Here is an 11,859-nt window from a genome sequence, read left to right as displayed (position 1 = left end):
CCCGCAGTGTCGACAACCACACGATCCGTCATCGACTGCAGACTACGTGTCGACGTCAACCGATATCGGCGGCGGCGAGGGAGTATCGACGCTTGCACGTCGGGAGGTCGAGAGTGCACGTCAGCCTGGTGACCAGCGCCGGTAGGGCCGACCGGCGCAACGAGGACTTCGTCGGTGCGGTGCCCGGTGCTGTCGTCCTGCTGGACGGCGCTGGCATCCCGGGAGCGGAGTCGCTGTGCCGCCACGGGGTCGCCTGGTACACCCACCGTCTCGGCGGTGCGCTGCTCGGCCACCTGTCGGCCGACGACGGCCGGGACCTCGCGGCCGTCCTCGCCACCGCCATCGACGAGATCGCCGCCGCGCACCGCGACACCTGCGACATCGCGGACCCCAGCAGCCCGCAGGCGACAGTCGCGCTGGCCCGCGCCCACCGGGGCCGCCTGGACTATCTGCTGCTCGCGGACTCCTTCCTCGTCCTCGACCAAGCCCACGGTGGCCCGCAGGTGATCACCGACGAGCGCGAGGTGACCGCCCGGCGCGACTGCTCCGCGCCGCTTGCCGGTGTCGCCCGGGGCACACCCGAGTACGACCGTGTTCGCGCCTCCTGCGCCCGGGTGCTGCGTGCCCGGCGGAACCGGCCGGGCGGTTACTGGATCGCAAAGGACGACCCGCGCGCCGCGTGGGAGGCGGTGACCGGCAGCCGGTCCCTCGCCGACCTGAACGGCGTCGCGCTGCTCAGCAACGGTGCCAGTCGCATCGTCAGTCCGTACGGTCTGACCGACTGGCCCGGCGTGCGGGACGTGCTCGCCACCCACGGCCCGTCCGAGGTCGTCCGCCGCGTCCGGCAGGCCGAGGCCGGCGGCGGCCCCGACGCGCAGTCCCCGGACGACGCCACGGTGGCGTACTGCACGCACCTGTCGCGCTGACGGTCAGCCGCGCAGCGGACCCGTCTACCCGTGGGGCGCGGGTGCGTTCAGCGGGCACTCGGGTTTGGTCTGGCTGACGTACGAACTGGTGGCCACCAACAGGCCCAGGCCCCACAGGGTGTAGGCCGGCAGCACGACGGCCAGGAACCATCCCGCGCCGTCCACGTTGTTGCCGGTGGCCCAGGCGGTCATGCCGCCGATGCCGAAGTAGGTGGTGAGGCCGGCACCGAGGAAGAAGCCGGGGCCGGCCACCAGCCAGCGGGGGACCTGTCGGCCGGCGAGCGGCAGCACCCATCCGGGCCAGATCCGCCCCCAGTGGTGCACCAACGCCAGCGGCAGCAGTGTGCCCGCGAGGAGCAGCAGGACGATGAAAGTGATCATGAAGGCCCAGGGGATCTCCGGCGCCTTGCTCGACACGAAGCCGTGCACCATCTCGGCGACGAAGCGTGCCAGGCAGGCGGCGACCGTCAGGTATCCGGCGAAGAACGCCCACGACGGCGCGGGAGCGTCCCTTCCCTCGGGCCGGCGACCGTGGACGCGACCGCAGCTCCGGCAGCCGCCGCGTGCCCGCCGCTGCTCCCCGACGGCGATGGCGATGGTCACGGCACCGCCGAGGGCGCCACTGCCCCGTGCCAGCAGGGTCACCCAGTCCATCGCGTCCAGATCCATCCCGAACAGGCCGCCGAGGATCATCAGGAGGCTCAGCGGGAACATGAACGAGTACAGGACCAGGGCCACGCCGGACACCCCGCCGAGGGCGGCCAGCGCCCATCGGACCCGGCTGCTCCGGTCGCGTTCGGCGCCCGACGCGACCAGCAGGATCGCCGCCGCCGACAGCACCGCGGGCACCACCGGAAGCCACCCTCCGGGAAAGAACGACTCACCCGGCTCGGCGAACCGTGGCGCGCCCCGGACGGCCCACCAGGCGTGCACGACCGCGTACGCCGTGACCCACGCCGCGGTGGCCGCAGGCACCCACCTCCGCCCGTCGGCGGTCGTGCGCAGGTGTCGTTCTGTCCGGCGGATCATGGACCGATCATCGCTGGCGCCGGCCGGCCGCTCCTCACCGCCGAAGGGGAACGCCCTGCCTCCGTCGGGGGAGCCGGGCAGGACGGGAACTGGGCAGGACCGGCGCCGGGCCGGCTCGTCGCGGAGCGCGCGCCGGGTGCGGTGCCCACCCACGTAAGCTCGGGGGGTTTTGGCGCGTCGTGGCTGGCCGCACGGCGTGCCGAACAGCGAACGGACAGACGCGATGGAGGCGGGGTTGGTGGCGGTCCTACGGGTGACGACTCGCAATGCACGGTTCCAACAGTGGGAGGCGCTGCTGGGCAATCGCACCAAGCGCCAACGCAGCGGCGAGTTCCTCGTTCAGGGCGTCCGACCCATCACGCTGGCGATCCAACTGGGGTGGCAGGTCCGCCAGCTTCTGTACAACGCGGACGCCCACCTGTCGACCTGGGCGCGGGAGACCCTCGACGCGGCCGGCGCGACCAGGGTCGCCGTCGCCGGCGAGTTGATGGTCGAGCTGGGCGGCAAGGTGGAGGGCGCACCGGAACTGCTCGCCGTGGTGGCGTTGCCCGACGACGACCTCGGTCGGATTCCGACGGGCCCCGGCCTGCTCCCGGTCGTCTTCGACCGGCCGACCAGCCCCGGCAACATCGGGACGCTGATCCGGTCGGCGGACGCCTTCGGCGCGAGCGGCGTCGTCATCACCGGCCATGCCGCCGACGTCTACGACCCCAAAGCGGTACGCGCCAGTACGGGTTCGCTGTTCTCCGTGCCCGTCGTGCGCGTGCCCGGACACCGGCCGGTCCTCGACTGGGTCGCGGCCATCCGCGCCGACGGCGTCGAGGTGCAGGTGGTGGGCACCGACGAGAGCGGGGCGGCCGAGGCGACCGAGTACGACTTCACCCGGCCGACCCTGCTGGTGGTCGGAAACGAGACGTCCGGGCTCAGCTCGGCGTGGCGCGATGCCTGCGACCACCTGATCCGGATCCCCATGGTGGGCATGGCCAGCTCCCTGAACGCCGCCACCGCCGGATCCGTCGTCCTGTACGAGGCGGCACGCCAACGGGCCGGCGGGGGGCGCGTCAGGCGATGAGTCGGTCGAGCAGGCCGAACTGCTCGTAGGGCTGGTCGTAGTCGCCGAAGTGCCCGTCGTCGCGCACGATCTGGGTGCCGCCGAGCCGCTCGAACATGGCACGTCCCTGGCTGTCGTCGCAGCCGTACGGATCCTTGCGCGAGTTGATGAAGGAGATGTCGTGCACGTGCGACCGGATCGCGGCCCAGTCGTAGCTCTGCTGCAGGACCGGCTCCTCGCTGGTGTTGGGTGGGGTGGAGTAGCCGGCGACCAGGATCGCCTGGGCAACTGTCACCTCGACGTGTTCGAGGAGCGCCAGGAGGAACGCCGCGCCGCCGGAATGGCCCACCAGGACCGTGTTCTCGTCGAAGCGGTGCGCGTCCAGCACCTTGGGCAGGAACGTGGCGATCGGCTCGACGTTGAGGTCGGGGAGGTGCGGCACCTCGACGGTGTAGCCCCGGGCCTCCAACCGCCCGGCCAGCCAGCGATACCAACAGACGTCCGGGTTGCCGCCGGTCCCGTGAAAGATGATCGCTCTGCGCCCCACTGTGCCCCCTCGGATCGAGGGTCTGATCACACCACGCCCCGGTGACAGTCAGCCCAGCGGCACCTGTTCGGCCCGGTCGCCGTCGCCCCCGGAGTGGACTCCGACGGGAGCGGCGATCGGGGCGGCGACGATCCGGCTGGGCAGCACCGGCGCGTCCCGGCCCGTGCCGCGCCGGTCACCGCCGGCAGACTGCTCGTGGTAGTCCTGCTCGACGTTCACCGTCCAGACGTCATGCGTACTGCCGGTGGCGATGTTCTCGACCGTGAGCATCGCGGTCAGCATCGAGTGGTCCTGGTTGTTGTAGCGGTGCATGCCGTTGCGGCCCACCGGGTGCACGTTCGGCACCGCCTCGGCCAGCCACGCCCGGATCACGTCCACGTTGTGCTGGTAGCGCTCGTCGTACACCGGGTAGGCCTTCGGCATCCGCACGACGTGGCCGGCCTCCACGACACCGGGCCGCGCCAACCCCAGCCGCTCCAGCTCCGCCGTGGCCAGGGCCACGAGGTCGGCATCCGGGGTACGCCACATCTCGTCGTCCTCGAAGACGAAGTACTCCAGGCCCAGGCAGGTGCGGCCGTCCTTGACGAGGTACGGCGACCAGGAGCCGAAGTTCTGGATCCGGCCCACCCGTACCCCCGGATCGTGCACGTAGATCCAGTTGTCCGGGAACGAGAACTCCGCGGGCACCACGAGCGCCACCGTCAGGAAGTCGCGGTAGCGCAGGTCGGCGGCGCAGGCCAGCACCTCCGGTGGCGCCGCCGGACGCAGGACGGACACCAGCTCCGAGATCGGCATCGACGAGATCACGTGGTCAGCCGGTTCGGTACGCTGCCCGCCCGCCCCGTTGACAGTCACGCTTATCGCCCGCCGTCGCGTCGGGTCGCGGTGCACCGCGGTGACCCAGGCGCCCGTCGACACCTGCCCGCCCCGGTGGCACACCTGCTCGGCGCAGCGCTCCCACATCATCCCCGGCCCGTACTTCGGGTACTGGAACTGCTCGATCAGGCTTGTCACGTCCGTGCGGTACCGCCTGGGCAGCAGCGCGTTGCGGATCGCCGTGGCCAGAGACAGGTTCTTGATCCGCTGCGCGGCCCAGTCCGCCTGCAGCCGGTCCGCGGGCATCCCCCAGACCTTCTCGGTGTACGTCTTGAAGAAGATCGAATACAGCCGCCAGCCGAAGCGGGCCGACACCCAGCCCTCGAAGTGCGTCTGGTCCCGGGGCGGCCGCAACCGGGCGTGGGCGTACGAGCCGAGGCAGCGGGCCGCCTCCGACAGCCCCAGGTTGCGCAGCGCGTTGACGGGGCTGAGCGGGTAGTTGAACAGCGCTCCCCGGTAGAAGATCCGGCTCATCCGGGGCCGCGTCAGGAAGTCCTCGTCCGGCAGGATCTCGTGCCAGAACGCCTCCACGCGAGGCACCTTCGTGAAGAACCGGTGCCCGCCGATGTCGAACCGCCACCCGTCGCGCTCCACGGTCCGGCTGATCCCGCCGACCACCTCGTCGGCCTCGAAGACCCGGACGGTCCGGCCGTGCCGGAGCAGTTCGTACGCCGCCGTGAGCCCCGCGGGCCCCGCGCCGATGACCACCGTGCCGTGCTGCTCGCCCATGCTGCCGCACTCCCTGCTCTGCGCCATCGTCCTGCTCTTCGCCATCGTCGGGGGCGCCGGTTCTACCCGAACCGCGCCGAATGTCACTCCCGGTCAACGATCGATTCCGCTCCGGAGTGGCGTCTGGCGGCGTACAACGGGTTGGACCACACTCCTGTGCGGCGGGTGGGCCGACGAACCGGGGGGCGGGGGCGGATGCACCGGTGGCGAAGCGGCGCGGCGGCGCTTGCCGTGCGACTGGACGCGGCCGGCCGCGCCGGAGCGCGCGTGGCCCGTCGGGTGCCGGCGCCCTGGGCGTACGTCATCGGCCTGTTCCTCGGCGCGAAGCTGCTGCTGACCCTGCTCGGGCTGCTGGTCCTGCACGCCTGGGACGGGGTGCCCGGGGCGCCACCGCCCGACGAGGCGCTGATGTGGGCGCAGCAGCGTGAGATCTCCGGCCACCGGTGGATCTCCTTCTGGTTCGCCTGGGACGGGCTGCTCTATCTGCGGCTGAGCGAGCTGCCCCTGACCGGGCCGTGGCGGGACTTCGGCTTCCCGCTGCTCTACCCGTTCCTGGCCCGGCCGGTCGGCGCGCTGCTCGGCGGGGACAACGCGCTGGCCCTGCTCGTGATCAGCAACGTCGCGTTCCTGCTCGCGCTCTGGTACGGCTACCGGCTGGCCGAGGTGCTGCTCGGCGACGCGCCCGCGGCCCGCCGCTTCACCAGGTACCTCGTGCTGCTGCCCACCGCGTTCCTGTTCCAGGCCGCGTTGACCGAGTCGCTCTTCGTCTGTCTCGCGTTGGCCGCGTTCTACCACGCCGAGCGACGCCAGTGGCTGCTCGTCGGTGTGCTCGGCTACTTCCTGGCGCTGAGCCGCTCCGTTGGCCTGCTCGTCGCGCTGCCGCTGGCCCTGGTCCTGCTGCGCCAGCACGACTGGCGGCTCGGCCCCCGCGCCCTGCTCGGCTACCTGCGGATCGGCTGGCCATTGCTGCTGCTGCCCGCCGGCTGGTTCACCTTCATGGCGTTCTGCCGGTGGCGGGGCGGGGACTGGTTCGCCTACCAGCACGCCCAGCAGGTCGGGTGGGGCATCGAGGTGCAGAACCCGGTGCCGGTGCTGTTCGCCGGGGAGCCCCGCGACGCCGGCCGGGTCCTCTTCGCCGTGGCCGTGCTGGCCGTGCTGGTCGCCGGGTTCCGTCGCCGGGAGCTGGCCTACCTGGTGTACGGCGTACTCATGGTGGTGGTGCCGCTGTCGATGGGCCCGGCGGTGTACCGGAGCCTGCTGCGGTATCTGCTGGCCGCGTTCCCGGTGGCCCTCGTGCTGGCCCGGTGGGCGCGCCACGCCGGCGTCGACGTGTGGTTGACCGCGATGCTCGCCGTCGTGCAGGGCACGCTGTTCGTGCTCTGGCTCACCTACTGGACCCACATGATCATCTGATTGGGCCGGCCGCCGACGGGGCAGAAGGAGGCGGTGACCGAGCCGCGGGTGCGCCTCGACGACCTCGGGGCCTGGCTGATCAAGGGCAACGCCGACCTGGTCGACCTGACCGCCCGGTTCGCCCGGGATCCCCGGGTGACCAGCTGGTGTGTGCGCCCCGGCTACCGGGCGCGGATGATGAGCGCCGGACAGGCGATCGTCTTCTGGGCCAGCGGCAGTCGCGGTCGACTGCCGTACGGGTTGTGGGGGATCGGTCGGGTCACCGGGCCGGCCGAGCCGGGGTCGCCGGGGCAGCCCTGGTCGGTGCCACTGGACCTGCCCATTCTCGCCGAACCGGACCGGGTGCCCCGGCAACGACTACGCGCCGACGATCGGCTCGCCGCCCTGGAGGTGTTCCGCCAACCACAGGCCGCCAATCCGTCGTACCTGACCGTGGCGCAGTTCGCGGCACTGCGTACCCACCTGCCGACCTGAGCGCGGCCGGCGACCGTGCCCGGCGCGGGCGCACGCGCCAGGCCTGTGCGAGGCTGTTTCCCCGCACCCGACTGGAGGCCCGGTGTTCGCCCTGCCACTGACCGAGGAGGTCGAGCTGCGTCCGCTGAACCCGTGGCGGGCCGAGGAGTTCCTCGCCCACCTGGATCGGGCGCGGGAGCACATCCAGCCCTGGGTGTCGCCGTCGTTCGTCGCCACCGACCTGCCGTCGGCCCGCGCGGTGTTGCAGCGGTACGCCGACCGGTGGGCCAGCGACACCGGCGGCATCTGGGGGCTGTGGTGGCGCGGCACGCTCGTCGGCGGCGTCATGTTCGTGTCGTTCGACGTGACCCGGGGCGTCTGCGAGGCGGGTTGCTGGGTGGAGCCGTCCGCGCAGGGCAGGGGATTCGTCGCCCCGGCGATCCGCCGGATCGTCGACTGGGCCGTCCGCGAGCGCGGCATCCACCGGGTCGAGTGGCGTAACACCGCCGACAACACCCGCAGCAGGGCCCTCGCCCGACGGCTCGGCCTGCGCCTCGACGGAACCCTCCGCCAGGTCAGCCCGGGTCCGCACGGCCGCATCGACCTGGAGGTCTGGTCGGTCCTGGCCGACGAGTGGCTGGCCGGACCGGGGACGACGCCGACCACCGTCCACTGACGACAGCGTGTTTTGTCGTACCCCGGCGGCACCATGCATTCATGGCCGTCCCCGCGCTCACCCCCCACCCCGACCCGCCGCGTTCCGTGCCGCTGCGTGAGGCGCGCACCCGGTTCAGTCAGCTTGTCGCGCTCGCCGAGCTGACCGACACGGTCACCGTCGTCACCCGCGACGGCGATCCCCGCCCGGTCGCCGCGATCGTCCCCGCCGCGGCCGCCCGCAGCGGCGCCCAGGCCCGCGCCGACGCCGACCGGCTCTCCACCGTCACCGCCGGCTGGGCCCGCCGCCTCGACGAGCAACACCGGCGCAGCACCCAGCGGCACGCCGCCGAGCTGGCCGCGATCCGCGCCGCGCTGGCCGAGGCGTGGGCCGAGCTGGACCGCCGGGTCGTCCCGGGCAGCGACCCCACGGTGGCCCGGCTGCGCGCGGCGCACAACGACCTGCTCGCCGGCTGACCGCCTGCGCGCAGCCGGTGCCGACCGGGTTGCCAGCGGTCAGCCGGTGGCCGGGTAGGCGTGCGTCTCGGCCGCCTTGACCGCCACCCAGACCCGCTGACCGGGGACCAGTCGCAGTTGGGCGGCGGCGGCCGGCGTGACGTCGGCAACCACCCCGATCGGCCCGTCCACCTGCACCCGGAGGTTGTCGCCGTGCCGCTGGACGCCGGCCACCGTCCCCGCCCAGGTGTTGCGCGGGCTGCCCTCCGGTCGGGCCGGGTGCAGGGCCACCGCCGCCGGACGGAACGCCACGAAGGCCTCGCCGTCCAACCGGTCGGCGACGGTGAGGGTCAGCTCCGGCGCGACGCGTACCCCATGCCCTTCGGCCCTGCCCCGATAGAGGTTGAGCCCGACCAGCCGGGCGACGTAGTCGGTGCGCGGGCGGGCGGTGACGCTCGGCCCGTCGCCCTCCTGCACCACCCGGCCACCCTCGACGATGACAAGCCGGTCGGCGAGCGCGAGGGCGTCCAGCGGGTCGTGGGTGACCAGGACCGTCGCGCCCGGGTGCGCGGACAGGTGGCGGTGCAGCTCCGCGCGGGTGTCCAGTCGGGTGCGGGCGTCCAGCGCGGCGAGCGGCTCGTCCAGCAGCAGCAGCGACGGCGCGACGGCCAGCGCGCGAGCCAACGCCACCCGCTGCGCCTGACCACCGGAGAGCTGCCGGGGGCGGCGGTGCGCCTGGGCGTCCAGCCCCACCCGGTCGAGCCACTCCCGGGCCGTGGCACGGGCCGTCTTCCGGTCCACGCCGTGCCGGCGCGGCCCGAAGGCCACGTTGTCCAGGGCGTCGAGGTGCGGAAAGAGCAGGTAGTCCTGGAAGACCACACCTACCGGCCGACGCTCGGTGGGCACCCACCCGCGCGTCGCCGGGCGGTCCAGGTCGACGTCGTCGAGCGTCACGTGGCCGGCGGTGAGCGGGTGCAGCCCGGCCAGCGCGCGCAGCGCGGTGGTCTTGCCGGCGCCGTTCGGCCCGAGCAGCGCGACCACCTCGCCGGGCGCCACCCGCAGCGGCACGTCGAGCCGGAAGGCGCCCCGGTCGACGACGAGCCGGGCGTCCAGCAGCGCATCGCTCACGCGCTTGTCATCCAGCGGTCCCGCAACGCCACCAGAATGCCCACCGACACGACGAGCAGCACGAGGCTGAGCACGATCGCGGACTCCAGGTCGGTCTCCAGGGCCAGGTAGACGGCGAGCGGCATGGTCTGTGTCCGACCGGGATAGTTGCCGGCGAAGGTGATGGTGGCACCGAACTCGCCCAACGCCCGCGCCCAGCAGAGCACCGCCCCGGCGGCCAGCCCGGGCGCCACAAGCGGCACCGTGACGTGGGTGAAGGTGGTCCACCGGCCGGCGCCCAGCGTGGCGGCGGCCTCCTCGTAGCGATGGTCCGCGGCGCGCAGCGCCCCCTCCACGGCGATGACCAGGAACGGCATGGCCACGAACGACTCGGCCAACACGACACCCGCGGTGGTGAACGGCAGGGTGACGCCGAACGTGGCGTCCAACCAGCCGCCGAGCAGCCCACGTCGGCCGAAGACCAGCAACAGCGCCACCCCGCCGACCACCGGCGGCAGCACCAGCGGCACGGTGACCAGCGCGCGCACCAGTCGGCGGCCGGGAAACTCGACCCGGGCCAGCACCCAGGCGAGCGGCACCCCGAGCAGCAGGCAGAGCACGGTGGCCAGGGTCGCGGTCTGCACCGACAGCCGCAGCGCGGTCAGCGCGCCCGGCTCGGTGAGCCGCTGCGGCAGCGTGGTCCACGGCGCCCGGATCACCAGCCCGGCCAACGGCAGGACGAGGAAGAGTAGGCCCAACCCGGCGGGGATCAACAGCGCCGCCGGCACCCGCCCCCGCCGTCGGGGCGCGGCGTGCTCGAGGACCCGGCTCATGGGGCCTGGAAACCGGCCTCGGCGAGGACCGCCTGCGCCGGCGCCGAGCGGACGTACGCGACGAAGGCCCGTGCTCCGGCTGGATTCGGCGCGTCCTTCAGCGCGACGATCGGGTAGTCGTTGACCGCCCGCGCCGACTCGGGAAACTCCACAGCGGTCACGTCGCCGCTCGCCGCTCGCACATCGGTGCGGTAGACCAGGGCCGCGTCGACCTCACCGAGCTTCACCTTGGCGAGCGCGCTCTTGACGTCCTGCTCCAGGGTGACAGGCGTCAGCGCGACGCCGGCCGCGTCCAGGGCGGTGCGGGCCGCCGCGCCGCACGGCACCTGAGTGGCGCAGAGCGCCACCTTCACGCCGGACCGGCTCAGGTCGGCCAGGCCGGTCACGCCTGCCGGGTTACCCCGGGGCACCGCGACGACCAACTGGTTGCGGGCGAAGACGGTCGGTGTGCCGTCGGCGTTGCCCGCCTCGGTGACAGTGGCCATGTTCGCCGGGGCGGCGGAGGCGAACACGTCCGCCGGCGCACCCTGGTTGATCTGGTTGGCCAGGGTCGAGCTGCCCGCGACGTTGAGGGTCACGGTGCTGCCGGGGTTGGCGGCCTCGAAGTCCTTGCCGATCCGGCGGAACGACTCGGTGAGCGAGGCGGCCGCGAACACCGTCACCGCGCCGGTGCCCCGGCCGTCCGAGGCCCGGTCGTCGCCCGCGCCGCAGCCGGCGACCGTCAGCGCCAGGACCACGGCCATCGCCATACGCGTCGCGCGCGCGCTCATCCGCCCGACCTTCCCCGGCTCGGGGCGGGCGCGGCCCGCTCCACCACCACCGTGGTCGACTTGATCACCGCGACGGCCACCGACCCGACCCGCAGATCGAGCTCGTCGACCGCCTCCCGGCTCATCAGCGACACGACGCGGAACGGGCCGGCCTGGATGTCGACCTGGGCCATCACCGTGTCCTTGCGGACGTCCACGACGATGCCGCGCAGCCGGTTGCGGGCCGAGGAGAACTCCGCGCCCGCGTCCGGGTCGGCGGCCTGGGCGCGGGCGAAGGCGGCCAGGTCGACCCCGTCGATCACCCGCTGGCCGTGCTCGTCGCGCCCGGCCGTCAGCCGCCCGGCATCGACCCAGCGGCGAATCGTGTCGCTGCTGACACCGAGCAGGTCGGCCGCCGCACCGATCCGGAACATCGTCACCGGCTCACCTTAGCTGCCGCATCTGCGGGCATGGAAGGCCGGATCGGGCCGTGTCTGCGTACTCCCGTGGGGTTCTCTGGCGGTATTTGCGCCACCCGGCCGAGCGTGGTGCCGACGGGGGGAGGCCTCAGGCGACGTGGTTGTCGTACGTCGCGCGGTTGGCGAGCACGTCGTCCATGTGCGTTTCGGCCCAGCCCTTCAAGCCGCGAATCACCTCGTGCAGCGAGACGCCGAGGTCGGTCAGCTCGTAGGTGACGGTGACGGGCACGGTCGGCACCACGGTGCGGGTGATCAGGCCGTCGCGTTCCAGGGAGCGCAGCGTCTGGGTCAGCATCTTCTGACTGACCCCGGCCAGGAGGCGCGACAACTGCGAGTACCGCATCGGCCGGGGCTCGCCGGCGCAGTCGGCGCCGAACTGGTGCGAGCCGTCGCTGCGCAGCGCGGCCAGCACCAGTGTGACCCACTTGTCCGCGATGCGGTCGAGCAGTTTGCGGCTCGGACACTGCGCCAGGAAGGCGTCGTACTCCACCTTGGCCTGCGCCCTCTTCCCCGCCGCCGCCGCCGTCGTCGTCATCGAACCGCTCCTCCCGCCGCTG

The 11,859-nt window shown here is 73.0% G+C and carries 14 protein-coding genes; 6 read left to right on the top strand and 8 right to left on the bottom strand.

The window, feature by feature from the left end:
• Positions 1-113: 113 nt before the first annotated feature.
• The gene (locus ACGFH8_RS24570; protein WP_393371080.1) at positions 114-926 is read left to right on the top strand and encodes a hypothetical protein; all 813 of its coding nucleotides are present in this window, start codon (positions 114-116) and stop codon (positions 924-926) included.
• Between the two features lie 24 nt (positions 927-950).
• Here the strand turns inward: ACGFH8_RS24570 and ACGFH8_RS24565 are convergent, their stop codons facing one another.
• Positions 951-1,955: a hypothetical protein gene (locus ACGFH8_RS24565; protein ID WP_393371077.1), complete on the bottom strand. Its 1,005-nt coding sequence runs from the start codon at positions 1,953-1,955 to the stop codon at positions 951-953.
• 235 nt (positions 1,956-2,190) lie between these two features.
• Between ACGFH8_RS24565 and ACGFH8_RS24560 the strand changes: the two genes are divergently transcribed.
• Complete coding sequence (locus ACGFH8_RS24560; protein ID WP_393371770.1) at positions 2,191-3,027, top strand: RNA methyltransferase; 837 nt, start codon at positions 2,191-2,193, stop codon at positions 3,025-3,027.
• Here ACGFH8_RS24560 and ACGFH8_RS24555 read toward each other — a convergent pair.
• Together ACGFH8_RS24555 and ACGFH8_RS24550 are read right to left on the bottom strand one after the other, a co-directional pair.
• Positions 3,017-3,553, bottom strand: a complete 537-nt coding sequence (locus ACGFH8_RS24555) for an RBBP9/YdeN family alpha/beta hydrolase (protein WP_393371074.1) — start codon at positions 3,551-3,553, stop codon at positions 3,017-3,019. The two genes, ACGFH8_RS24560 and ACGFH8_RS24555, sit on opposite strands and share 11 nt — an antisense overlap.
• 48 nt (positions 3,554-3,601) lie before the next feature.
• Positions 3,602-5,158, bottom strand: coding sequence for an NAD(P)/FAD-dependent oxidoreductase (locus tag ACGFH8_RS24550; protein ID WP_393371767.1), 1,557 nt, complete (start codon positions 5,156-5,158; stop codon positions 3,602-3,604).
• Positions 5,159-5,353: 195 nt separating this feature from the next.
• On the opposite strand from ACGFH8_RS24550, the gene ACGFH8_RS24545 reads away from it, so the two are divergent.
• The 4 genes from ACGFH8_RS24545 to ACGFH8_RS24530 all read left to right on the top strand — a co-directional run bounded on the left by ACGFH8_RS24545 (position 5,354) and on the right by ACGFH8_RS24530 (position 8,155).
• A complete protein-coding gene (locus ACGFH8_RS24545) occupies positions 5,354-6,571 on the top strand; it encodes a hypothetical protein (RefSeq protein ID WP_393371071.1) in 1,218 nt (405 codons plus the stop codon).
• A 33-nt stretch (positions 6,572-6,604) separates the two neighbouring features.
• Positions 6,605-7,045 carry a hypothetical protein gene (locus tag ACGFH8_RS24540; protein WP_393371068.1) on the top strand — a complete coding sequence of 147 codons (441 nt, stop codon included), beginning with the start codon at positions 6,605-6,607 and terminating at the stop codon, positions 7,043-7,045.
• A gap of 82 nt (positions 7,046-7,127) precedes the next feature.
• Positions 7,128-7,700, top strand: coding sequence for a GNAT family N-acetyltransferase (locus tag ACGFH8_RS24535; protein ID WP_393371065.1), 573 nt, complete (start codon positions 7,128-7,130; stop codon positions 7,698-7,700).
• Between the two features lie 41 nt (positions 7,701-7,741).
• Positions 7,742-8,155 carry a type II toxin-antitoxin system Phd/YefM family antitoxin gene (locus ACGFH8_RS24530; RefSeq protein ID WP_393371062.1) on the top strand — a complete coding sequence of 138 codons (414 nt, stop codon included), beginning with the start codon at positions 7,742-7,744 and terminating at the stop codon, positions 8,153-8,155.
• 39 nt (positions 8,156-8,194) lie between these two features.
• On the opposite strand, the gene ACGFH8_RS24525 is transcribed toward ACGFH8_RS24530, so the two are convergent.
• The 5 genes from ACGFH8_RS24525 to ACGFH8_RS24505 form a co-directional block, all read right to left on the bottom strand.
• Positions 8,195-9,262, bottom strand: a complete 1,068-nt coding sequence (locus ACGFH8_RS24525) for an ABC transporter ATP-binding protein (RefSeq protein WP_393371060.1) — start codon at positions 9,260-9,262, stop codon at positions 8,195-8,197.
• The gene (locus tag ACGFH8_RS24520) at positions 9,259-10,074 is read right to left on the bottom strand and encodes an ABC transporter permease (protein WP_393371057.1); all 816 of its coding nucleotides are present in this window, start codon (positions 10,072-10,074) and stop codon (positions 9,259-9,261) included. Before ACGFH8_RS24520 ends, ACGFH8_RS24525 begins: the two co-directional genes overlap by 4 nt.
• Positions 10,071-10,844, bottom strand: a complete 774-nt coding sequence (modA, locus tag ACGFH8_RS24515) for a molybdate ABC transporter substrate-binding protein (RefSeq protein WP_393371055.1) — start codon at positions 10,842-10,844, stop codon at positions 10,071-10,073. Before modA ends, ACGFH8_RS24520 begins: the two co-directional genes overlap by 4 nt.
• Complete coding sequence (locus ACGFH8_RS24510; RefSeq protein WP_393371053.1) at positions 10,841-11,263, bottom strand: molybdopterin-binding protein; 423 nt, start codon at positions 11,261-11,263, stop codon at positions 10,841-10,843. The genes modA and ACGFH8_RS24510 overlap by 4 nt, the downstream gene beginning before the upstream one ends.
• Positions 11,264-11,390: 127 nt before the next feature.
• A complete protein-coding gene (locus tag ACGFH8_RS24505; protein WP_393371051.1) occupies positions 11,391-11,837 on the bottom strand; it encodes a winged helix-turn-helix transcriptional regulator in 447 nt (148 codons plus the stop codon).
• Between the last annotated feature and the right edge of the window lie 22 nt (positions 11,838-11,859).

It is taken from the genome of Micromonospora sp. NPDC049175 (assembly GCF_043197345.1).
GTDB lineage: Bacteria > Actinomycetota > Actinomycetes > Mycobacteriales > Micromonosporaceae > Micromonospora.
Note: the sequence above shows the minus strand (reverse complement) of the source record. Positions and strands in the feature narration are given on the sequence as shown.